The sequence below is a fragment of the Arthrobacter sp. ZGTC212 genome, from assembly GCF_002929255.1.
In the GTDB taxonomy this organism is placed as follows: Bacteria; Actinomycetota; Actinomycetes; order Actinomycetales; family Micrococcaceae; genus Arthrobacter_B; species Arthrobacter_B sunyaminii.
In genome coordinates this window covers 466,896-487,838 of record NZ_PJIJ01000002.1, presented here as the reverse complement: position 1 = coordinate 487,838, position 20,943 = coordinate 466,896, and the positions used below count along the sequence as shown (strand labels likewise).

Here is a 20,943-nt window from a genome sequence, read left to right as displayed (position 1 = left end):
GCCCTTTCTTCGCGACGGCGCGAATGGTTCACACTGTACCAAGCAAACGCTAGGTTGTCGTTAAGCGGTCTTGCGTGGTGGCTGCCAGCCGTCACGGGTGGTGCGAAGGCGCACCAAAGTAGGCCCGCTTCAGGTCCTCAAGATCAACCGAAGCAGCCGGTCCGGCGAGAACGTTGCGGCCCATATCCACAACCACCACGTCATCCGCGATGGCCACAGAGGCTTCCACCGCCTGTTCCACCAGCACTATGCCGATCCCGGTCTCCTTCAGCTCGGCGACCCGCTGCATTACTTCCTTCACGACAACCGGAGCGAGCCCGCCGGAGGGCTCGTCCAGGAGCAGCAGCCGCGGCTTGGCCATCAGTGCGGACCCAATCGCCAGCATTTGCTGCTGGCCGCCGGACATGCTGCCGGCCGGCAGGGAGCGCTTCTCCTTGAGGATCGGAAACAGCGAGTAGATGCGCTCGATTTCCTCGTGCAGCACGGCACGCCGCACTTTTCGAATGCGCCCGCCCAGCAGCAGATTCTCCTCGATGGTTTGGGCGTGGAGGACGCGTTTGCCCTCCTGCACGTAGGACATTCCCATTCGCACGCGATCCGCCACTGAGCGCTTGTCGATCGGCTCACCGTCAAACGTGATGCTGCCGCCTGCAAGTTTGTTCAGCCCTGACACAGCACGGAGAGTCGTTGTCTTGCCGGCACCGTTACGGCCCAGCAGGACCGTCAGCCGTCCGGCCCGCACTTCGAAAGACACGTCCCGGACCACCCGCAGATCCCCGTATCCGGTGACCATTCGTTCGACCTTGAGCAGTGGAGCCTGCGTTGTCGCATTCATCGCTGACCTTCCGGTTCCATCATCGCTTCCTCATCTGCTTCGATGCCGAGGTACTCGTTGAGCACACGCGGATTTGATTCGATCTCGGCCGGTGTTCCGGTGGCCATGACCTCGCCGTGGGCCAGCGCCACGATGGTGTCGGCAAGGGAGAGCACGAGTTGGAAGTTGTGCTCCACCAAGACCACAGTGCCGCCGGCTGCCGTCACCTTGCGGACCACCTCCGAGAGCATCTCCACCTCGTGTTCGTCCAGGCCGGAGGCTACTTCGTCCAGGAGAAGCACTCCCGGGCGGGAGATCAGGCACCGGGCAACTTCGAGCATGCGGCGCATGCCCAGGGGCAGCGACACGGCTTCGACGTCGCGGTACTTAGTGAGGCCCACCAACCCCAGGACGCGATCGGCCTCGCTTCGGTCTTCCCGCCGGATGCGGCGGAACCCGGGCAGCTGGAGGACCGCCGCGGGGATCGATGCCCGGTTGGACATGTAACGCCCTGAAACGACGGCCTCAAGAACGGTGATTCCCTCGGGAATGTTGGGGGTCTGGAAGGTGCGGGCCACGCCGGCCCGCGCCACGGCGTCGGGCCCCGTGGAATCCAGCCGGCGGTCGTCAATGGAGATCGCCCCGGTGTCCGTCCGATAAAATCCGCAGACCATGTTCAACAGGGTTGTCTTGCCTGATCCGTTAGGGCCAATAAGGGCAGTCACCCGCCCCGGCTCGGCAGTCAGCGATACGCCCTTGAGCGCTTTGTTCCCGCCGAAGGCCTTCGAGACGTTGTCGATGACCAGCCGCTTGCCGGCAAAACCGGTGAGGGCGGTATCTGCGGGCGAATCCGGTGCGGCAGGCACCGGTCCTGCCTGCCGGGCCCGTGCATCGAGCCGGCTCACCGCCGTCCGCAGCAGGCCGGCGATGCCGCCGGTCAGGAACACGCCGCCCACAATCAGGAAAATCCCGGTGAAGAGCAGGGAGTATTCCTGGAACTCGCGGGAGCTGTTGGTTGCGAATTGAAGGATTGCCGCACCCACCAGGGCACCGTAGATGCTGGCCGAGCCGCCCAGAATGGAGGCCGCCAGCACCGTGGTGGCAAATCCGAAGGCAAAGGCCTCCGGTGACACGTACAGGTCGACGTTGGCGAACAGCACGCCGGCCAAGCCGGCGGGAACAGCACCCAGCGCATAGGCCGTGAGCTTCATCCGGAACACCGAGATGCCCAGTGACGAGGCCAGCACCGGACTGCGTTTCAGGACACGGAATGCCACACCATGCCGGGACACGATGATGTTGCGGACAATCACAAACCAGACGACGACGACGAGCGCCACCACCATGAACAGCATGTCGTCGGTGATGCGCTGGCCAAACAGGGTGGGCGGCGTGATGCCGCTGAGCCCGTTGCGGCCGCCGGTCACCTCCTTGAAGATCGCCAGTACGTCCGGAAGCAGCAGCACGAGGAAGAAGGAGGTCATGGCGAGGGACCATCCACCCAGCCTGAGGCCCGGCACTCCGGTGATCAATCCGACCACCAGGGCGGCCAGCGCACCCGCGGCCAGCTGGACCAGAATCTCGGTGTGTCCTGCCTTTGACATCAGGCCTGCGGTGTAGGCACCGGCGGCATATACCGCCGGCTGGCCGAGGGCGAGCTCGCCGGCGTAGCCAAGGCTCAGGTTGAGGCCGCTCACGACGAGGGCGAGGATCAGTGTGAGCTGCACCTGCCGCTGCGTGGAATAGGGAATTCCCAGCATGGGAAGAAGGACAATGGTGATTCCGATCAGCAGCGGAAACACCCAGGCCGGCAGTGCGCGAAGTCGAACCCATAATGCCATGGCTAGACCGTCCTCTCTTTGGTGCGAACGAATAGTCCTGAAGGACGCAGGAGCAGGATGACGATCAGCAGGATAAAGACTGCCAGGACGGCAAACTCGCCTCCCAGATAACGCGCGGCCAGCGCTTCGGTCAGCCCAACGATGACACCGCCGACGGCAGCACCGGGCATCGAGCCGAACCCGCCGATCGCGAGGACCACAAAGCCCTTCAGTGCCAGGGCGGTGCCCAGGGTAGCCACGGCAAAGGTTTTGGGTCCGACGATAACTCCGAGCAGGCCGGCGAGGGCACCGGCAAAGATGAAGGTCATCAGCGCAAGGTTGCGCACGTTGACCCCGCGGAGCTGGGCAGCTTCGCTGTCCTCCGACATGCCGCGCAGGGCGAGCCCGGTCAGTGAGACCCGGCCGTAGACGGCGAATCCGATGACGAGCACGGCGACCACGAGAACGAGGGCTATCTCCACCGGATAGACCCGGCCGCCGAAGATGTCGATGGCTGAATCGCCGGCGAAGAAGGGAACCTTAAGCGGCTCGCCGCCCCAGAGAAGCTGGGCCGAGCCGTCCAACAGCACTGCGGCCCCCAGCGTGGTGACCAGAACGTTGTGCTGGTCCTTCACCGGACGGATTGCGAGGACAAACTCGAGGTAGGCGATGCCCGCGACGATGATCATGGCCAGCACTGCAGCGATGACCGGATTCAGTCCGAAGACTGATACTCCGGTGTAGACGATAAACGCGCCGAACATCATGAGCTGGGCCTGGGCGAAGTTGAAGGTCTTGGACGAGATGAAAATGATGTTGTAGCCGATCGCAACCAGCGCGTAGACGGCGCCGAGCGCAAGGCCGCCAAGTATGACGGTCATCGGAGTTCTCCCCTCAGCCCGGTGCAGCCGGCGCTGCTGAACCCAAACGCTGCCTCAGCGGACTGGATGTGCGGACTCATGTTTCTTCCTCTGCGAACACGTTGATTCCTCTGTGAATTGTGATGCCGGATCCCGCTGCCGGGCTGTGCGGCCGCAGACGGGCCGGACGGCACAGCAGGGGCCGTGCAGGTGGGTGGGGAGTCAATCGGAACCTAGTGGTCCCGCGCTGCGAAACTGTGCCGCCGGGGCTCCTGCGGGGCGGAACGCCGGGTTAGTTGCAAACCCCGGTCCGCCATGATGGCGGCGACGTATCCGGGCTGGGAAAGCAGGTAGAACTCTCCGGCGGCGGCCTGGTCGAAGATGGCCCGCGCGGCATCCAGCGGATCCAAGGCTGTGGGAAGCAGGGTCATCATGTCCCTGCGGGCACCCTCTGCTGCTTCCAGGTCGCCCTCGAGAACTGTCCCCGCATCCGAGAAGATGCGGGAGGAGACGGCAGCGGGAAGCACGGCGGCAACACTGATGTCATGGCCGGCATGGTCCATATCCAGCTTCAGTGCTTCGGTGAGGCCCAGGACCGCGTGTTTGGTCGCCAGATATGGTCCCTGGCGGCTGATGCCCGTGACCGCTCCGACTGACGCCGTGTTCCACACGGAACTCCTGCCGCCCGCCGAGATCATCCTCGGCACAAAGGACCGCACTCCGTGAAAAACTCCGCTGACGTTGATGTCCAGGATCCTGCGCCAGTTCGCGACGGGAGTGTCCCAGAGGTATCCGAACTGCTCGATGCCCGCATTGTTGACCAAAAGGTCCACACGCTTGAAGATCCTGTAGGACGCCTCCGCCAGGCTGTCGACCTGCTCCGGATCACGGACATCGACCGCAAGCGCAACAGCGTTTCCGCCGGCCCGAACTATGTCATCAGCGACCTTCGTGGCAGCAGCCTCGTTGATATCGGCAACGACGACGTTCATGCCCAGGGCGGCGGCGTGCCGGACCAGGCCTTCGCCCAAACCGGATCCGCCGCCCGTGATGACTGCGGTTTTGCCGTTGTATAAGTGCTCCGCACTGCTCATGGTTGCCCCTTGGTGCTCGCCCGATTTCCGCTGCGGTTCCTACTTCGCGACGTGGAACTGTCCGTCCTTGACAGCCGACGGCGGAATGAACTGGAACTCGTCGCCGGCAATGGCCGGTGAATGCTCATCCGCGCTGAAGACGTATTCGTTCAGGATGGCCGTCTCTGCTGTTTTGGTGACCTCAGGGTCCTCCAAGGCAGCGGCAAGTGCTTCGGGGTCATCCGTGCTTCCGACCGACTCGGCAGCTGCCTTGAGCAGCATCACGGCGTCGTAGTTGTAAGCAAGAATCAGGGTGGCCTTGATGGGGTCAATGGAGAGCATCGCTTCCACCGCACGGTTGGTTACTTCCGCTTCGGGGTTGTAAACCGTGCTTCGGTAGACCTCCATCACGAGGTTTTCCACTTGCTCCGTTCCCAACACCCCCGACGGAGGCGGAGTGTTGACCAGTCCGGTAGCGGCAACTGAAACATTGCCCACGACCGGTACATCCCAGCCCAGCTTTTCAAGACCCTGCAGTATGTACCCCAGCGGGGCTCCGTATGCATCCAAGGCCAGTACGTCCGGGTTCTTTGCCCGGAGCGCCTCGAGCTGCGGCGTCATGTCGAGCGAGGCGACGTCGTATTCTTCATTTCCGACGACCTTCATACCCCCGTCTGCAAACCCCTCGTCGGCCAGGTTGCCGTATGACTCGCCGTAGGAGCTGCTCCCGTGCAGAACGCCGACCGACGTGTACCCCATCTCTTCGAAGTGGTTCGCCTGGCCGGCCACGTGATGGCTGGGACCGGCAGAGATGTCAAAGTTCAGTGGAAAGACCGAGGGATCCAGCGAAGTTTCGGTTGGTCCAATGTTGAAGGAAAGGATGCCCGCCTGGTTGATGATGGGCAGCGTGGCATCCGCCACCTGCGACGGCCCGGAATTCAGGATGGCGTCAGGAGGCGTGTCGGAGTTTATGGCTTCGCGGACCAGCGTCACGGCAGCCGTAGGGTCGCCCTGGTCATCGGCAACCTCGACTTCGATGTCGCGGCCAAGAATACCGCCGTCTTCGTTTGCCACCTGAGCTCCGGCCTGAGCGGCAAGGACCGAGGTTGAGGCGTTGATGCCGAGCGCACCCTCGGCGCTCAGCGCGCCCAGGACGAGGATGCGGAACGGTTCGTCCCCTGCCTCTCCAGCTCCGGCCTCGCTGCCGCAGCCCGAGAGGATCAGCGCGGTTGTTGTTGCTGCTGCGGCAACCATTAGTCCGCGGCGGCCGCGGAACGGCAAAACATTCATTGAACTTCTTCCTTGAAGACAAAACACGGCCCGGAGTTACAGAGAATCTCCGGCATCCACCGGATCGAGGAGATAAGAGAAACCAAGCGACTGCTAGGTTTAGGATGCTACACAGAAAGACTCCGCTAGACAAGCGCTTGTTAGGGTCCGTGGTCGCTAGACGATGAATTGATCAACGTTACTTTTCAACGCGAAACTGGCCATCCACCATGGCGGCCGGTGGAATGAACCGGAAATCTGTCCCAACAATGGTCGGCGAGTGCTTTTCTTCCGAGAACACGTAATTCTCGAGAACAGCAGTGGCTGCGCCGTCGGTCACCTCCGGATTGACCAGCGCGGCGGCAATGGCCGCCGGGTCATCCGCATCTCCAACCGACTCTGCAGCAGCTTGGATGAGCAGGACGGCGTCATAGTTGTAGGCGAGCGTCAGCGACGCCTTAATTGGACCTATCCCAAGCATCGCTTCCACCGCACGCGTGACCGGCTCGGTGTCAGGGCTATAGACGGCGCTCTGCAGGATTTGCATAGACAGGTTGTCGACCTGCTCGGTGCCCAATACACCCGAAGGTGGCGTACTGGTGACGATTGAGGTAGACGCGACCGAGATATTACCGACAATAGGTATATCCCAGTCCAATTTTTCCATTCCCTGAAGGATATATCCGAGTGGGGCGCCGTAAGCATCGAGTGCAATGACGTCAGGATTTTTTGATCGGAGGGCTTCGAGCTGCGGTGTCATGTCGAGTGAGGCCACGTCGTACTCTTCATTGCCGAGAACGTTTATTCCGGCGCTATTGAGACCCGCTTCGGCCAAATCTCCAAATGTTTCACCGTAAGAACTGCTGCCGTGAAGGATGCCAACAGACCCATACCCCTCTTCCTCGAAGTAGTCAACGAAACCGACAACATGGTCTCCAGGGCCGGTTGCAATATCAAAGTTCAACGGAAACGTACTTGGATCAGCCGAAGTCTTGGTCGGTCCAATATTGAACGACAGAATTCCCGCTTGGGAGATTATTGGTAGTGTCGCCTCGGCGATCTGCGATGGGCCGGAGTTGAGTATGGCGTCTGGCGGGGTGTCTGAATTTATGGCCTCTCGTATCAGTGTCACCGCTACCGTCGGGTCACCCTGGTCGTCTGCCACTTCGAGCTCGATGTTGCGCCCCAGAATCCCACCATTTGCATTTGCGACCTCCACACCAGCCTCTGCCGAGAGTACGGATGTTGACGCATTTATTCCCAATGCCCCCTCGGCGTTCACTGCCCCTAGAACCAGAATTCGGTAGGGAGCGTCGTCGTCAGCAGTCGCATCCGCACCTGCGCAGCCAGTGAATAGAAACGACGCTGTGGCTACCGTGGCCGCCAAAACGAGACCTCGACGGGTATGGGCTATACGAGTGTTCATGGTGCCTCTCCTCGAGGAGCATCTTCAATATGGTTGCGCCCACGTTGTGAGTTTGTCAGTGCAATCCGCGGAGCGTCCGGGTGTCACGGACCATACAGGCACCCCCTAAATCTAGCAACTGCTTGCTCGGTAGCAGGTTTCGGATTACTTTGTGTCACCTAGGTCAGATCGCGTGAAGATTCCCGTTTCGCCATACCAATTTCAACAGGAGGATCCAGATGAGCAGGGTTGAGGGCAAGGTCGCTATCGTCACTGGAGGTGCTCGCGGGCTCGGCGCGGCAATCGCCACCCGGTTAATTGCAGAGGGAGCCTCGGTGGTTATAGGAGATGTCCGCGAGGGTGATGGAGAAAACCTCGCCAAGGAACTTGGTAAATCTGCCCGATTTGTCCGGCTTGATGTCACGAACGAGGCGGCTTGGGAAAACGCTGTTTCAACCGCTGTTTCCGAATTTGGTCATCTTGATGTGCTGGTCAACAATGCGGGAATCAGCAATAAGGGTCTACTAGGTCAATACCGACTGGATGACTGGAATTCGATCATCGCCGTCAATCTCACGGGCACCTTCCTCGGCATCTCTTCGGCCGTTGAGGAGTTGAAAAAATCAAGCTTAGGACCGTCCATCATTAACATCGCTTCGACTGCCGCATTTGTTGCGTACCCGGGGATTTCAGGCTATGTTGCTTCGAAATATGGGGTACGGGGCCTCACTAAGGCAGCCGCCCTTGAGCTTGCCCAATTCGGGATCAGAGTTAACTCCGTGCACCCCGGTGTCGTCGAAACAGACATGACTGCAGCCGCAGACCTGCCCCAAACCCATGTAGCCATGAAGCGCCAGGGTCAGCCGGAAGAAATTGCCAACCTTGTCCTCTACCTTGCCAGCAATGAGGCCGCTTACTCGACGGGCGCGGAGTTTATCGCCGACGGCGGGGAGCTTGCGGGGCAGGTGAAGTAGCACGGACGAAAGGCATCCCGCCTTCGCTGGACTCAGTGAGAAGGAATTATGGAAACGAAGGCACCCTCTGAGGATAGAATCCCCGCATCCCCGGAATTCAGCGCGAAGCCCGGTGTTGCCCTGGTGGTGGGCGGTTCCGGCGGCATCGGTGCAGCCATTGTCCGCAGGCTGGCTGCCGGGGGAAGCAAGGTGGCCCTGACCTACCGAAGCAATCGACCCGATGGCCTGCTTACAGAGCTGGGTTCGGGGGCCTCGGCCCACCACCTTGACGTGACCGACACCGCCGCCGTCGATGCGCTGTTCACGCAGCTCCTGGCCAGGCACGGTGCAATCCACACGCTCGTGCATGCTGCAGGACCGCATGTACCCATGGTTCATCTTTCCCGGGTCTCACCTGCGGAGTTCGCATCCCAGGTGGAGGCTGACCTCGTTGGCTTCTTCACCGTGGTGTCGGGCGCGCTGCCGGCACTGCGTGCCTCTGCCGGCTCCGTTGTTGTTGTCACCACCGCCGCCACCCGGCGTTATCCGGTCAGGGACGGTCTCTCCGCAGCGCCCAAGGGTGGAGTTGAGGCCTTGGCCATGGCACTGGCGGCCGAGGAGGGCAGGTTTGGTATCCGGGTCAACTGCGTCGGCCCGGGAATGCTGACCGAGGGAATGTCGGCGCGGCTCATGGAATCCGGAGATCTCGACGAGCGGGCGCTTGCCGCAGCCACGGCAAATATTCCGCTTCGCCGCTTCGGCAGCGCCGGAGACGTTGCCGAAGCGGTCGTTTTCCTGGCGTCGGACCGCGCCGGGTTCATCTCGGGGCAGAAGCTCGACGTCGACGGCGGGTACGGCGTCTAGCGCCGCTGACTCCGGGAGCAGGCACCGCGCTCCCCCGCCCGTCAGCGCTCGGCCGCTGCGCCTCCGCCGTCCCGTTCCGCCGCCTCCAGTTCAGCCAGGCGTTCGAGTACCCATTCCGCCCGGGCAGCTTCATCGCGGTAGTACTTTTCCGCCCACTCCAGTGCAAGTGCAGGAAAGCGCCAGGCCGGCACTTTCTCTGCCGAAAGGGCATGTGCTGCGGCACGTGCGGCAGTATCCCTGGACTGGTCGGCATAGTCGGCCCACTGCTCGGCGAGCCGTTCGACTTCCCCGTTGTGTCCGGCCCAGAGCCGGAGCACCATGGACTGCTTGAGCACAACGGGGTCCGGCGCCTGCCCGTCAATCCATTCCCTCATGCGGCGGCGGCCCACACCGGTAATCGAATAGAGCCGCCGGCTTTTTGCCGCATGGGTCTGCTCGACCCGGGATTCAACCAGACCCTGATCCTCCAACCGCCTGAGTTCGGAATAAATCTGGCTCTGGGACGGCGCCCAGTAATAAAACGCCAGGCTCTGTTCAGCCCACCGCTTGATGTCGTAGCCGGAGAGCTCCTCGCCGAAGGAGAGGATACCCAGCACAGCCCGGCTGGTGGCGGGAAGTTCGGCCGCCTGGGCGCCGTCCGCTTCGGGTTCAGTCTTCATTGCTCTTGACCCCCTGCTGGTCGTGTGTCATATTTCAAATCGTACTATGACTATTAGTCATAGTCTCCAGATTACTGTCCCCCGGATCAAAGGAGATCAATGGACGAGACACAAACCATGCTGGCAGCTCTGAATGCTTCCTTTCCCGACATTGCCGGCATGGACCCACTGGCAGCCCGCGCGGCTGTCGATGCGCGGATCCCTCCCGCACAGAACCTCGATGATGTTGCGGCAGCGGAGGATGCACTTGTTCCGTCGGAGCACGGCGGCATTCCCGTGCGGATTTACCGCCCCCACGCACCGTCTCCGTCCGCCCCGGCCACGGTTTACGCCCACGGGGGCGGATTCCTGCACGGATCGATAGCCGGGCACGATCGTTTCTGCCGGCTGTGGGCGGCGGGGACGGGTTCATCCGTTGTCTCCGTTGAGTACCGCCTGGCGCCCGAGCATTTGGCGCCGGCCCCGGTGGCTGATGTCGTCGCGGTCGCGCACTGGCTGGCTGACAGCGGGGAAGCGGCCCGGGGCCTGGTTCTGGCCGGGGACAGTGCGGGCGCCAATCTGGCTGCCGCAGCTGCCCTAACCCTACGGGACCGCGGGTCGGACCTGGTTGCCGGTCAGGTGCTGATCTATCCCATGCTCGATCCGCGCATGCAATCCGAAAGTTACCGGCTGAGGGCAGAGGGTTACTTCGTCACCGCCCGTGCCCTGCGCTTCTACTGGGAGACCTACCTTGGCGGACCCGCCGCGGAGGCCGCTCCGGATTGGCGGTTCATGCCGCAAACGGCTGAAGACCTCTCATCCCTGCCGCCGTCGATCACCGTCACCGCCGGGCTCGATCCCCTTGGCGACGAGGGACGCGACTATGCTGCACTGCTGCGCGGGGCGGGAAACACTGCGTTGCACCGCCACTACCCGGACCAGTTCCACGGCTTCCTCACCATGCCCGGCTACGGACCGGGAGCATCCGCCCGCTCCATCCTGTGGGCCGATTTCACCAGGCTGTTCGCCGGCCAAAACACCGTCACCAAGGAGCACACCCCATGAGCAGCAAGAACACCGCCTGCTGCGACGTCGTCGTCGTAGGCGCAGGTTTTGCCGGCCTGTACACAACCATTCATGCCCGGCGGGCCGGGCTGAACGTACTTGGCATCGAGGCCGGCAGTGACGTCGGCGGAACCTGGTACTGGAACCGCTATCCCGGGGCACGCTGCGACGTGGAAAGCATCGACTACTCGTATTCCTTTGACGAGGACCTGCAGCAGCAGTGGCGCTGGAGCGAGCGTTACGCCACGCAGCCCGAGATCCTGCGCTACCTCAGCCACGTTGCCGACAGGTTTGATGTGCGCCGGGACTACCGCTTCGACACCAAGGTTGCCGGCGCACGCTGGGACGAGGACGCCCAGGTGTGGCACATCTCCACCAGTGCCGGTGACACCGTCACGGCCCGGTGGCTGGTCATGGCGACCGGGAGTTTGTCCCAGCCGAACCTTCCGGATCTTCCCGGCCGTGATTCCTTCGCCGGCGCCGTGTACCTGACAGCGAACTGGCCGGCCGAAGGCGTGGACTTCACCGGCCTTCGTGTCGGCGTCGTGGGAACCGGCTCCTCCGGCGTGCAGTCGATCCCACTGATTGCCGATCAGGCCGCGGAGCTGACCGTGTTCCAGCGCAGCGCCAATTACAGTGTTCCCGCCTACAACCGTCCCCTCGCTGACGAGGAATGGCAGCAGGTACTCGAGGAGTACCCCCGCCGCCGGAAGGAGTCCTGGAACAGTGCGGCGGGGAGCCCCTGGGGATCCTATTCGGTTCCCTACGAGAATCTGGCCCCGGAGGAACGTGAGCGGGTCCTGGCTGAGAGTTGGACGCGCGGCGGCGTGCTCTACGGCAAGGCCTTTGAACGCCAGACAATCGACACGGAAATCAATGATGCGGCTCGCGTCTACTTTGAACGCCGGCTCCGGAACATCGTGCGGGATGAGAATTTGGCCCGAGACCTCACGCCGACGGACCATCCCATCGGCACAAAGCGCATTTGCACGGATTCCGGGTACTTCGAGACCTATACCCGGCCGAATGTACACCTCGTGAATCTGCGCCGGGACCCGATCACCGCCATCACGCCCGGGGGTGTTCAGACGGAGTCCGGGTTCCACGCGTTGGATGCCATTGTCTACGCGACGGGTTTCGATGCGCTCACGGGCGCGCTGACCGCCATCGACATCATTGGCCGGCACGGACGCACCGTACGCGACGCCTGGAAGGACGGCGCACAGACCTATCTGGGTATCGGAGTTCCCGGCTTTCCGAACCTGCTCACACTGAACGGACCGGGCAGCCCCAGCGTGCTCTCCAACATGGCACTCGGTTCCGAGCAGCAGGGATCCTATGCACTCCGGCTCATCCTGCACGCGGCCGAGCACGGGTACTCGTCAGTCGAAGCGCGCAGCGACGCGGCCGCCGCGTGGACGGCGCATCTGGGCGAGGTTGCCGGGAAGACGCTGTTTGCCGACGCGCCGTCATGGTACGCCGGGGCGAACATCCCCGGAAAGCCGCGCACTTTCATGCCCTACCTCGGCGGCTTCCACACCTACACCGCCCGCCTCGACGAAGTGGCCGGCAACGGGTACCCCGGGTTTGTGTTCAGCGAAAACTGAAGGAGGTGCGGCCCGGTCCGTCTGGTCCCCGGGCCGCCGCCAGCCGGGCCGCCTACTGCGTAATCGTCCACCCGCCGTCGACCGGCAGGAACACGCCGTTGATGTAGGAGCCCAGCGGCGACAGGAGGAAGAGCACTGCATAGGCAATATCGTCCGGACTGGCCATCCGGGCCAGCGGAATGCGGCTGAGGACAGCCTTCCCGCGCTCGCTGTCAGCAAATCCCTGCAGCCTGGGGGTGTCCGTCATGCCGGGTGCGACGCCGTTGGAGCGGAACTCACCGGCGCGGTGGGCCGCCGTGTGGCGCACGTACCCCATCAGTGCGGCCTTGGCCGCTGAGTACCAGTCAACCTCGGTGCCCACCAGGTTGCCGGCGACGGAGGTGGTGACCACCATCGCCGCACCGTCAGGGAGTCCACCGGCGGCCCAGGCCTCGGTGAGCCGGCGAACACTGCCGACGCTGATGTTCAATGCGTCGTCGAAGGCCAGCGGAGCTCCGGATGACGGACCCGCATTATTGTGAAGGTAGCGCAGCCCGCCCAGCGTGCTGCGCGCCGCTGCAAGCCCTTCCTGCACAACGTCCTCGGAAGCGACGTCTCCGACCACCGTGTGCACTTCCCCGCCGCGGGCGCGGATAACCGCGGCAGTCTCCGATAAGCCGTCGGCATTCAGGTCCCAGGCGCTCACCCGCAGCCCCAGCTCCGAGGCCCGCCCCGCGGTGGCACGGCCGATGCCGCTCCCGGCGCCGGTGATAAGGATGGCGTCGCCCCGGCGGAATCCGAAATCAGGTGCTGTCATGGCTGCTCCCCTGCAGTGGCAATAGAAAACGAGCACTTGCTTGTGTAATGTTGCCAGCATAGCCCGGAATCGGAGGCCGGGACGGCCGGAGCGGGAAACAGAGGATGACGGGGAGCTGATGGCGGAGAACCGGACGGAACAGGCGCACAGGGAGCGGCGCCCGGTGCTGCACGAGCACACGCAGCGGCTGAGCTATGCGGATACCGATCCGGCGGGAATCCTGTATTACGCGACATGGTTTCCCCGCATGGAGGCCCTGCAGACGGAATATCTGTTCCTGAACGGCCTGCGGCAGGACACGCTCTTGGACCGGTTCGGCTGGTGGACCGTATCCAGGGCAACCCACTGTGACTACCTGTTGCCGGCCAAACTCTTTGAGGAAATCACCATCGAACTCAGGGTGGGCGAAATCGGTACGTCCTCCGTACGGTTCGACTTTGAGATGTGGCGCCGCGCCGACAACGCCCTGGTGGCCACCGCGTCGAACTGGCTCGTGACCGTCTCCCCGGATCAGCGGCCCATTCGGCTGCCGGACATTCTGCGGGAGTGCCTAGCCGGCCCGACCGGCTGAAGCAGCCTCCGTGAGTGCGCCGAGCACCGCAGGCCCGCTCCGGGCCAGGTCCAGCTGCATTTCGGTCTGGCGCAGCGCTGCGTGCAGGAAGAATCCGGACAGACGGGACCAGCCCGGTCCGTGGGTCCGCCGCGCGTAGTCCCACACTGGCGCATCCCCCAGTTCGGGCAGCAGATCGGCAATGCGCTGCGTACGCCGCAGGTGGTGCGAGCAAATGTCAGCGGCCCGCGCGTCAAGTCCGCGGAAGCGGAACTCGTGTCCCGGCAGCACCTCGTATCCGCCGAACCGCTGCAGGGACTGCAGCGACGTCAGGTAATCAGGCAGCGGCTTGTCTCCGGGGCGGGAGCCGAGCCCGAACCCGGAGTGGATCTGGGGCAGTACGTGGTCACCGCTGTAGAGCAGTCCGCGCTCATCGTCGGCGAAACAGAGATGCCCTCCCGTATGACCCGGCGTCGCGACGGCCGTTAAGGTGTGGCCGCCCAGATCCAGCACGTCGCCGTTGTCCAGCATCAGATCCGGCTCAATGTCGGAGAATACCGGCGGCCGTGCAAAGGCCGCGAGTAGCTCGGCGCGGCGTGCAACGGGTACTCCCCATGCCTCCAGGACCGGGGTGTACGACGCCGGGCTCCGCAACTCAGGGCTGAGCTGGTGCGTCAGGACAGCCCGCTCTTCTCGGGAGAGCACCACCCTTGCACCCGTCATGGCTTTGAGCGTGGCTGCAATACCGAGGTGGTCGGGGTGGTGGTGGGTGGCGACGATGGTGGAGAGGCGTTCGAGGGTAAGCCCGATCAGCCCCAGGGACCGGTGAAGGGCGTCAAGGTTAACGGGTGAGTCCCAGCCCGGGTCCAGGATGGAGAACGACGCCGAATCGGCGCTGACCAGGACATAGCTGAGAGTGTAAGTGACGCTGCCTTCGGGGATGGGCGCGGCTATGGCCCACACTTTGTCCGCAACACGTTCAGGCCGAGGCAGTTGTCCGGACTGCAGTGCGGCCAGTTGCCCGGCGCTCGTCGGGCGGACGGTACGCACTCCGTTGCTGCTCATGGCGAGAGTCTAGCAAGCGCTTTGTCCACGACGGCGTCCGCGTCACGGGACGCCTCAAGGGCCGCGGGATGCGATGCTGACGGAGAGCTACCAGTCCTGCCACGGAATGATGGTCTGCAGCGGCGAGGCGAACAGCACCTCGCCCGTGTTTCGCGGTGCTTCCGGTGCCGCGTTGACGGCCTGTTCAGCCTGCGTGACGGCCTCAGCCGTTGGACCCGGATCTTCGTCCAAGTAGAGCATCCGGACCCGCAGACCACCCGGAGGCGCGGACACCGACCCTTTGAACGGCAGCGTTCCGTGCTGCTGGGGATGGCTGAATGAGAAGGTCCAGGCCCCGGCCACCCCGTCCACCCCGAGCAGTTCCGGAATCAGGCGGGTATCTTCCCAGGCGAAGGCGTCGTGTGCATCCCGGCCGTGGGGCTCGGGATAGCGGGTCAGGGTCAGATGCAGCCCGCGGTTCGGACGGTAGGGCAGGACGTCCGGATCGACCAGCACGCGCGGCGCTGCGTAGCCCTTGACCGGTCGAAAGAAACCGAGGAGCGGCCGCCGAACTCCCGGAATGATGGGACCCCGCCCCCATTGAAATGATGCTTCCCCGAGACGGTCCCATGCCGCGACGCTCTCCTCCACGGGCGGCCGGAACCAGTACATTGCCACGTAGTCAGTGCCGTCCACGGCCGTTCCTCGGACAGGCTCCGTTTCCTTGCCGGTGCGTGCCCAGCGGTCCCCCCAGGCCACGCCGGGAAGGGCGAGGTTTTCCGGCCGGTGGTCGAGTTGATGCCACCGGTTGTAGGCTCCGTGCGTTGTGGGGTCCGTGAGTTCCACAAATGAGAAAAAGGCCATCTCGGCGAGCATGCAAACTCCTTTGTCAAGCACTTGTTTGGTTACCGTAGCAGAGCCGTCTTTCCGGTTTCACCGCGGCAGGCTTCGCGTCCCGTTACCCGTCCCGTTACCCAGCCCGGCGCCAATGGCCTCGGCCGCGCGCAGCACCAGCGGACCGGTGACCTGCTCGGGGATGGCTCCCCGGTGTGCAACCGACACCGCGCCCACCGGTCCCCCGGGACCGATGATGGCCGCACCCACCGAGCTGACGCCGCTGGCATGGCGGCTGCCGTCCCGGCAGGCCAGGCCTCCCCGGCGCCGTACAGCGGCAAGCTCACGGTGAAGTTCCTCGCGGCTGCCCGTGCGGTTCACTCCGGCGTGCTCAATGGCGGCGTCAACTTCCTCGGGGTCCATCCAGGCGAGGATCGCCATGCCGGAGGTTGATTCCGGAGCAAAGATTCTGGTTCCAATCCGGGTGGGCACGCTCGATTGAGCGCCCGTGCCGGTCCTGTCCACGTAATCCACGAACCCGCGGTGCATGATGCCAAGATGCGCAACGAAGCCAGTCGCGGCTGCCAGCTCAGCCAGTACCGGTGACGCCGCCGCCCGGAGCCCGTCAAAATCAGACAACACTCCGCGGTACGCCAACCGCGGTCCGAGCACGTAGCCTTCAGCGTCGTGGCTGACCCAGCCCAGATCGCTCAGCTTGCGGAGCAACCGGAAGGTTGTCGACCTTGCAAGACCGGTGATGGCGGCAACGTCTTCGAGTACGAGGTGGCCGGGGGCCTCGCCGAGGCAGTCCATGATCAGGGTGACGCGTTCCAGAACACCGCTGCGCGGTCCCGCGCCGTCCCGCAGCGCATCACCAAACTGCTGTGCATCAGTCATGGGTACAGTTTGCCGCCCTGTACGCCCGGTGCCGTGGCGGTTCCGCCCAGCGGGATTCCACCCAGCGGATTCCACTGGGTGGGACAGCGGCGGAGCGGGGCTGAAGTTCACCTAGCGTAGAGCCAAATGCTGGGACAACAAGGAGAAGATGCGGTGCGAACGTACGCAGAAGTGGTGAGAAGCCGCGCGCAGGACGAGCATGAGGGCCTTCGCTTCGAGGGGCGGAGTTGGAGCTGGGCCCAGGTCATCGACGAGGCATCCACCCGCGCCGCCATCCTCGGGACCATTGAGCCCGGCACCGGACGCCACCAGGTGCATGTGGGAGTCCTGCTGCAGAACACCCCCGACTATGTCTTCTGGCTTCTCGCGGCAGCACTGAGCGGCGACGTCATTGTCGGCATCAACCCGACACGGCGCGGTGCTGAACTCACGCATGACATGCAGCACGCGGACTGCGATCTCCTGATCAGCGAACCGCTCTATCTGGCGTCCGATGACTGCCCGGAGCTGCCGGTGCCGGCAGGCCGCATCTTCGACGTGGAGTCTGAGGCTTACGCTCAGCTGCTCGAATCCCATGCCGGCGCTCCCCTGCCCGCAGAAATACCGGCCCCGTCCGCGATCTATCTGCTGCTGTTCAGCTCCGGATCCACCGGAGCCCCCAAGGCCGTCATTTGCACGCAGGGACGCCTGGGCACAGTGACTCCCAGCCTGACGGAGCGTATTTCACTGCACCGCGGGTCCGTCAGCTACCTGCACCTGCCGCTGTTCCACGGCCACGGCATCATGATGAACCTGGCCACGGCGGCCGAGGCCGGGGCCACAGTGGTCATGGTCCGCAAGTTCTCGGCCAGCCGTTTCGCCCGCGATATCCGCGAGCACAAGGTGACGTTCGTAAACTACGTGGGACGCGTACTGAGTTACATTCTGGCTCAGCCGGAAGATCCGGCCGACGCCGACAACTGCCTTGAATCAGTCTTCGGCTCCGAGGCATCTCCTGCCGAAGCGGAAAGCTTCCGGCGGCGGTTCGGCTGCGAGGTCCGTGAAGGCTTTGGGTCAAGCGAGGGCATCATCCGCATCGTTCCCGTACCGGGCACGCCCGCCGGCGCCCTCGGCCTCCCGGCTGCCGGCATGGCGGTGGAGATCCGCTCCGCCGACGGCACGGAATGCCCCAGGGCACAGTTCGACGACACCGGACGTCTGCTCAACGCCGAGGAAGCCACCGGGGAGATCGTCGTAGTGGGAGCAGGTCCTCGCTTTGAGGGTTATTACAAGAACCCCGAGGCGATGGCCGAACGCCTGCGGTTCGGTGGAGAGGACTTCTGGACCGGGGATCTTGGGTACCGCGATGAGGAGGGCTACTTCTACTTCGGCGGCCGAACCTCGGACTGGCTGCGGGTGGACGGTGAGAACTTCGGCACCGCTCCCATTGAACGCATTATCTCGCGGCATCCGGCCGTCTCCGGAGTCCATGCCTATGCCGTACCGGACCCGCTGACGGGCGATCAGCTCATGTGCACCGTGGTGCTTCATCCGGGCGCCGAATTCGATCCCGTTGATCTGGCAGCCTTTCTCGATGCCCAACCGGACCTCGGCACCAAATGGCGTCCCACCTTTATTCGAGTAGTTGACGAAGCGCCCACCACAGCAAACGCGAAAATCGACAAGGCTCCACTGCGCAAGGTGGCCTGGGAAGCGGAGAACGTCTGGTGGGCCCGGAACCGCAGCAGCGCTTACATCCGCATGGAGGATGGACACCGTGAAGCACTGCGCAATGAATTCATCGCGGCGGGGCGTATCAATTCCCTGCCCGCAGCATCTGCTGCCCTCGTAGAAACTGTAGGAGCTGGTACCCGATGACAACTGCCCAACATGTACTGCGCGCTGAGGATCTGCAGCGGTTTGTTGGAACTGTAGCTGAGCCTCCACGGGTGGCCCGCTACGGGGTGTCGGAAGCGATGATTCGCAACTGGGCCGAGGCCCTGGACGACCGGAATCCGGTCTACGTCGACGAGACAGCGGCACTGGAGAACGGCCGCAGCGGCATCATCGCTCCCCCGGCCATGGTTTCCACGTGGGTGATGTCCGGATACCGCCGCTGGCGGGAAGTGCAGCGCGCGCGGGCGGAAGGCGTCGTCGAGGCCACCCCCTACGCGGAGCTGCTGTCCCTGCTGGACCAAGCCGGGTACACCTCGGTGGTGGCCACCCAGATGGAGCAGGAGTATGAACGCGAACTGACGGTGGGAACACAGGTCAGCTGCCACATCACCATCGATTCCGTCGCCGGGCCCAAGAAGACCGGACTCGGCGAAGGGTTCTTCCTCGTTCTGGGCAAACGGTATGTGGACGCCGAACAGAACACCATCGCCACCGAAAAGTTCACGCTGCTGCGGTTTCGTCCCAAGGAGGACTCATGACTATCCCGGGCACTGCTGTTCCGCATCTGGTGCGGACACATGACAACGTGTTTTGGTTCGACGGCGCCGCGGAGGGCCGCCTGCTCGTGCAGCGGTGCACGGATTGCGAAACCCTGCGCCATCCGCCCGCACCAAGCTGTCCCCGGTGCCGGTCGTTCGACTGGGACTCGGTGGAGTCTTCGCGGCAGGGAACCCTCCACAGCTGGACCGTGGTCCACCATCCCCAGGATCCGGCCTTCACCTATCCGCTCCTGGTGGGGCTCGTGGACCTGGATACCGGCACCCGTCTGGTGGCGGACTTCGAGCCCACCGACCACGATGCCCTCGCCGTCGGCTGCCCGGTGGAGGTCTACTTTGCCGAACACGCCCACGGCGAGATACTCCCCCGTCTGAGGCTTCGGCCCGGACACGGGGAACCAGACGTTACTCAGCAAGGAGTGTCATGAGCAGCAACGGATTCACGCCGGGAGAAACGCTTCCGGTGCTGGACGTCCCGATCGACCGCGCCTTCATAGTTGCCGGCGCCATCGCTTCGCAGGACTTCGAAGATGTGCACCACGATCCGGATGCGGCCATTAACCGGGGAACGCCGGACATCTTTATCAGCATCAATACCACCAACGGTGTTGTGGGACGCTACGTCACCGACTGGACCGGACCGGCTGCGCGGCTGCGCTCGGTCTCCCTTCGTCTGGGTATGCCGCTGCACCCCGGGGACGTTCTGCACCTGACCGGAGAAATCATCGCCGCGGATGCCGCCGGGACCACAGTCAAGGTGACCGGCTCCCATGACCGGGGCATCCATGTCACGGCAACGGTGAACCTGACCCGCCAGGAGGCCGCGGCATGAGCGGGTTCTCGGGGAAGGCAGCCATTGCCGGAATCGGCGCCACCGAATTCTCCAAGGACTCCGGACGCAGTGAATGGCGCCTCGCCTGCGAAGCAGTGCTGGCGGCGCTCGCCGATGCGCAGATCCCGGTTGAGGAAGTCGACGGCTTCTCCCTGTTCTCCATGGAGAACAATCCGGAAATTGCCGTGGCCCGGGCGTTGGGGATCCCGGAGCTGAAATTCTTCAGCCGCATCCCGCATGGCGGCGGCGGAGCCTGCGCTCCCGTGCAGCAGGCAGCCATGGCGGTAGCCAGCGGAGTGGCGGACGTCGTCGTCGTTTACCGTGCCTTCAACGAGCGTTCCGGACACCGTTTCGGCTCCGGTCCCCCGCAGTTTGCCTACGCCACCACCACGGACCAGGAGTACCGCAACTGGATCAATCCGTACGGACTGCTCACCCCTGCGGCACAGGAGGCATTCCTCGCCCGGCGTTATATGCAGGAGTTCGGCGTGACCAGCGCTGACTTCGGGCAGATCTCTGTGTTGTCCCGCAAACATGCGGCGAACAATCCGCTGGCTTGGTTCCACAACCGTCCCATCACGATTGAGGACCACCAGGCCTCCCGGATGATCGCGGATCCGCTGCGTTTGCTGGACTGCTGCCAGGAGACCGACGGCGGGCAGGCACTGGTGATCGTCAGTGCCGAACGCGCGCGTGACCTTCCGCATCCTCCGGCGATCATCACTGCCGCCGCGCAGGGCGTGGGCCCGCAGCAGATCTCCATGAGCAGCTATTACCGGGACAACATCGATGAGATGCCCGAAGTTGAACTGGTAGCCCGGCAGCTGTGGCAGCAGGCCGGACACGGCCAGGAAGGCATCGATGCAGCCATCCTGTATGACGCCTTCACCCCCATGGTCCTGCTGCAGCTCGAAGAATACGGTTTCTGCAAGCGCGGCGAGGCCAAGGACATGATCGCCGACGGCCAGCTGGAGCTCACCGGTTCGCTGCCGATCAACACCCACGGCGGCCAGCTTGGCGAGGGATATCTGCACGGTGTGAACGGAATTGCCGAAGGCGTGCGCCTGATCCGCGGCACATCGGTCAACCAGCCGCCCAAAAACCTCGCGAACGTGCTGGTCACCGGTGGTTCGCCCGTGCCGCACAGCGCACTCATCCTTGCTACCGACCACTGAGTCCCAGGAGTGACA

The 20,943-nt window shown here is 63.7% G+C and carries 21 protein-coding genes; 10 read left to right on the top strand and 11 right to left on the bottom strand.

Annotated features, from left to right (window positions below; translation table 11 throughout):
• Positions 1 to 91: 91 nt before the first annotated feature.
• From CXQ89_RS08970 to CXQ89_RS08945, 6 genes are all read right to left on the bottom strand, one after another.
• Entirely contained in the window at positions 92 to 835 is a 744-nt protein-coding gene (locus tag CXQ89_RS08970) for an ABC transporter ATP-binding protein (RefSeq protein WP_104161021.1), read from the bottom strand.
• Positions 832 to 2,655, bottom strand: coding sequence for an ATP-binding cassette domain-containing protein (locus CXQ89_RS08965; RefSeq protein ID WP_104161020.1), 1,824 nt, complete (start codon positions 2,653 to 2,655; stop codon positions 832 to 834). The genes CXQ89_RS08970 and CXQ89_RS08965 overlap by 4 nt, the downstream gene beginning before the upstream one ends.
• A gap of 2 nt (positions 2,656 to 2,657) precedes the next feature.
• Entirely contained in the window at positions 2,658 to 3,515 is an 858-nt protein-coding gene (locus CXQ89_RS08960; protein ID WP_104096793.1) for a branched-chain amino acid ABC transporter permease, read from the bottom strand.
• A gap of 212 nt (positions 3,516 to 3,727) precedes the next feature.
• The gene (locus CXQ89_RS08955; protein WP_104161019.1) at positions 3,728 to 4,588 is read right to left on the bottom strand and encodes an SDR family oxidoreductase; all 861 of its coding nucleotides are present in this window, start codon (positions 4,586 to 4,588) and stop codon (positions 3,728 to 3,730) included.
• A 39-nt stretch (positions 4,589 to 4,627) separates the two neighbouring features.
• Complete coding sequence (locus CXQ89_RS08950; RefSeq protein WP_104054356.1) at positions 4,628 to 5,857, bottom strand: ABC transporter substrate-binding protein; 1,230 nt, start codon at positions 5,855 to 5,857, stop codon at positions 4,628 to 4,630.
• A gap of 178 nt (positions 5,858 to 6,035) precedes the next feature.
• Entirely contained in the window at positions 6,036 to 7,262 is a 1,227-nt protein-coding gene (locus tag CXQ89_RS08945) for an ABC transporter substrate-binding protein (protein ID WP_104054357.1), read from the bottom strand.
• Between the two features lie 218 nt (positions 7,263 to 7,480).
• Here CXQ89_RS08945 and CXQ89_RS08940 point away from each other — a divergent pair, with 218 nt between their 5' ends.
• Complete coding sequence (locus CXQ89_RS08940) at positions 7,481 to 8,215, top strand: glucose 1-dehydrogenase (protein ID WP_104054358.1); 735 nt, start codon at positions 7,481 to 7,483, stop codon at positions 8,213 to 8,215.
• Between the two features lie 48 nt (positions 8,216 to 8,263).
• On the top strand, positions 8,264 to 9,058 hold the full coding sequence (locus CXQ89_RS08935) for an SDR family NAD(P)-dependent oxidoreductase (RefSeq protein ID WP_104161018.1): 795 nt from the start codon (positions 8,264 to 8,266) through the stop codon (positions 9,056 to 9,058).
• Between the two features lie 41 nt (positions 9,059 to 9,099).
• Here CXQ89_RS08935 and CXQ89_RS08930 read toward each other — a convergent pair whose 3' ends face one another.
• The gene (locus tag CXQ89_RS08930; RefSeq protein ID WP_104161017.1) at positions 9,100 to 9,717 is read right to left on the bottom strand and encodes a PadR family transcriptional regulator; all 618 of its coding nucleotides are present in this window, start codon (positions 9,715 to 9,717) and stop codon (positions 9,100 to 9,102) included.
• Positions 9,718 to 9,816: 99 nt separating this feature from the next.
• On the opposite strand from CXQ89_RS08930, the gene CXQ89_RS08925 reads away from it, so the two are divergent.
• Positions 9,817 to 10,761 (top strand): alpha/beta hydrolase, encoded by a 945-nt coding sequence (locus CXQ89_RS08925; RefSeq protein WP_104161016.1) that lies wholly within the window; start codon positions 9,817 to 9,819, stop codon positions 10,759 to 10,761.
• Positions 10,758 to 12,368 carry an NAD(P)/FAD-dependent oxidoreductase gene (locus CXQ89_RS08920; RefSeq protein WP_104161015.1) on the top strand — a complete coding sequence of 537 codons (1,611 nt, stop codon included), beginning with the start codon at positions 10,758 to 10,760 and terminating at the stop codon, positions 12,366 to 12,368. The genes CXQ89_RS08925 and CXQ89_RS08920 overlap by 4 nt, the downstream gene beginning before the upstream one ends.
• Positions 12,369 to 12,420: 52 nt before the next feature.
• On the opposite strand, the gene CXQ89_RS08915 is transcribed toward CXQ89_RS08920, so the two are convergent.
• Entirely contained in the window at positions 12,421 to 13,164 is a 744-nt protein-coding gene (locus CXQ89_RS08915) for an SDR family NAD(P)-dependent oxidoreductase (protein WP_181032278.1), read from the bottom strand.
• A gap of 118 nt (positions 13,165 to 13,282) precedes the next feature.
• Between CXQ89_RS08915 and CXQ89_RS08910 the strand changes: the two genes are divergently transcribed.
• Positions 13,283 to 13,735, top strand: coding sequence for a thioesterase family protein (locus tag CXQ89_RS08910; RefSeq protein ID WP_104161013.1), 453 nt, complete (start codon positions 13,283 to 13,285; stop codon positions 13,733 to 13,735).
• Here the strand turns inward: CXQ89_RS08910 and CXQ89_RS08905 are convergent.
• The 3 genes from CXQ89_RS08905 to CXQ89_RS08895 all read right to left on the bottom strand — a co-directional run bounded on the left by CXQ89_RS08905 (position 13,715) and on the right by CXQ89_RS08895 (position 16,489).
• Positions 13,715 to 14,779, bottom strand: coding sequence for an MBL fold metallo-hydrolase (locus CXQ89_RS08905; RefSeq protein WP_104161012.1), 1,065 nt, complete (start codon positions 14,777 to 14,779; stop codon positions 13,715 to 13,717). The genes CXQ89_RS08910 and CXQ89_RS08905 overlap by 21 nt on opposite strands.
• 87 nt (positions 14,780 to 14,866) lie before the next feature.
• Entirely contained in the window at positions 14,867 to 15,634 is a 768-nt protein-coding gene (locus CXQ89_RS08900; protein WP_104161011.1) for a hypothetical protein, read from the bottom strand.
• A gap of 57 nt (positions 15,635 to 15,691) precedes the next feature.
• Positions 15,692 to 16,489 carry an IclR family transcriptional regulator gene (locus CXQ89_RS08895; protein ID WP_104161010.1) on the bottom strand — a complete coding sequence of 266 codons (798 nt, stop codon included), beginning with the start codon at positions 16,487 to 16,489 and terminating at the stop codon, positions 15,692 to 15,694.
• Between the two features lie 153 nt (positions 16,490 to 16,642).
• Between CXQ89_RS08895 and CXQ89_RS08890 the strand changes: the two genes are divergently transcribed.
• From CXQ89_RS08890 to CXQ89_RS08870, 5 genes are read left to right on the top strand one after another with little or no spacing between them, the layout of a single operon-like run.
• Complete coding sequence (locus CXQ89_RS08890; protein WP_104161009.1) at positions 16,643 to 18,346, top strand: AMP-binding protein; 1,704 nt, start codon at positions 16,643 to 16,645, stop codon at positions 18,344 to 18,346.
• Positions 18,343 to 18,903: a MaoC family dehydratase N-terminal domain-containing protein gene (locus CXQ89_RS08885; protein ID WP_104054369.1), complete on the top strand. Its 561-nt coding sequence runs from the start codon at positions 18,343 to 18,345 to the stop codon at positions 18,901 to 18,903. The genes CXQ89_RS08890 and CXQ89_RS08885 overlap by 4 nt, the downstream gene beginning before the upstream one ends.
• A complete protein-coding gene (locus CXQ89_RS08880; RefSeq protein ID WP_104161008.1) occupies positions 18,900 to 19,349 on the top strand; it encodes a Zn-ribbon domain-containing OB-fold protein in 450 nt (149 codons plus the stop codon). The genes CXQ89_RS08885 and CXQ89_RS08880 overlap by 4 nt, the downstream gene beginning before the upstream one ends.
• A complete protein-coding gene (locus CXQ89_RS08875; RefSeq protein ID WP_104161007.1) occupies positions 19,346 to 19,753 on the top strand; it encodes a MaoC/PaaZ C-terminal domain-containing protein in 408 nt (135 codons plus the stop codon). Before CXQ89_RS08880 ends, CXQ89_RS08875 begins: the two co-directional genes overlap by 4 nt.
• On the top strand, positions 19,750 to 20,928 hold the full coding sequence (locus CXQ89_RS08870; RefSeq protein WP_104161006.1) for a lipid-transfer protein: 1,179 nt from the start codon (positions 19,750 to 19,752) through the stop codon (positions 20,926 to 20,928). Before CXQ89_RS08875 ends, CXQ89_RS08870 begins: the two co-directional genes overlap by 4 nt.
• The last annotated feature ends 15 nt before the right edge of the window (positions 20,929 to 20,943 follow it).

Bases quoted from the DNA above. Each gene is read 5' to 3' on its own strand.
- CXQ89_RS08960 (WP_104096793.1), bottom strand. From the start codon at position 3,515: ATGACCGTCATACTTGGCGGCCTTGCGCTCGGCGCCGTCTACGCGCTG.
- CXQ89_RS08885 (WP_104054369.1), top strand. From the start codon at position 18,343: ATGACAACTGCCCAACATGTACTGCGCGCTGAGGATCTGCAGCGGTTT.
- CXQ89_RS08970 (WP_104161021.1), bottom strand. From the start codon at position 835: ATGAATGCGACAACGCAGGCTCCACTGCTCAAGGTCGAACGAATGGTC.
- CXQ89_RS08900 (WP_104161011.1), bottom strand. From the start codon at position 15,634: ATGCTCGCCGAGATGGCCTTTTTCTCATTTGTGGAACTCACGGACCCC.
- CXQ89_RS08935 (WP_104161018.1), top strand. From the start codon at position 8,264: ATGGAAACGAAGGCACCCTCTGAGGATAGAATCCCCGCATCCCCGGAA.
- CXQ89_RS08870 (WP_104161006.1), top strand. From the start codon at position 19,750: ATGAGCGGGTTCTCGGGGAAGGCAGCCATTGCCGGAATCGGCGCCACC.
- CXQ89_RS08930 (WP_104161017.1), bottom strand. From the start codon at position 9,717: ATGAAGACTGAACCCGAAGCGGACGGCGCCCAGGCGGCCGAACTTCCC.
- CXQ89_RS08880 (WP_104161008.1), top strand. From the start codon at position 18,900: ATGACTATCCCGGGCACTGCTGTTCCGCATCTGGTGCGGACACATGAC.
- CXQ89_RS08920 (WP_104161015.1), top strand. From the start codon at position 10,758: ATGAGCAGCAAGAACACCGCCTGCTGCGACGTCGTCGTCGTAGGCGCA.
- CXQ89_RS08875 (WP_104161007.1), top strand. From the start codon at position 19,346: ATGAGCAGCAACGGATTCACGCCGGGAGAAACGCTTCCGGTGCTGGAC.
- CXQ89_RS08915 (WP_181032278.1), bottom strand. From the start codon at position 13,164: ATGACAGCACCTGATTTCGGATTCCGCCGGGGCGACGCCATCCTTATC.
- CXQ89_RS08905 (WP_104161012.1), bottom strand. From the start codon at position 14,779: ATGAGCAGCAACGGAGTGCGTACCGTCCGCCCGACGAGCGCCGGGCAA.
- CXQ89_RS08955 (WP_104161019.1), bottom strand. From the start codon at position 4,588: ATGAGCAGTGCGGAGCACTTATACAACGGCAAAACCGCAGTCATCACG.
- CXQ89_RS08925 (WP_104161016.1), top strand. From the start codon at position 9,817: ATGGACGAGACACAAACCATGCTGGCAGCTCTGAATGCTTCCTTTCCC.
- CXQ89_RS08950 (WP_104054356.1), bottom strand. From the start codon at position 5,857: ATGAATGTTTTGCCGTTCCGCGGCCGCCGCGGACTAATGGTTGCCGCA.
- CXQ89_RS08895 (WP_104161010.1), bottom strand. From the start codon at position 16,489: ATGACTGATGCACAGCAGTTTGGTGATGCGCTGCGGGACGGCGCGGGA.
- CXQ89_RS08965 (WP_104161020.1), bottom strand. From the start codon at position 2,655: ATGGCATTATGGGTTCGACTTCGCGCACTGCCGGCCTGGGTGTTTCCG.
- CXQ89_RS08945 (WP_104054357.1), bottom strand. From the start codon at position 7,262: ATGAACACTCGTATAGCCCATACCCGTCGAGGTCTCGTTTTGGCGGCC.
- CXQ89_RS08910 (WP_104161013.1), top strand. From the start codon at position 13,283: ATGGCGGAGAACCGGACGGAACAGGCGCACAGGGAGCGGCGCCCGGTG.
- CXQ89_RS08940 (WP_104054358.1), top strand. From the start codon at position 7,481: ATGAGCAGGGTTGAGGGCAAGGTCGCTATCGTCACTGGAGGTGCTCGC.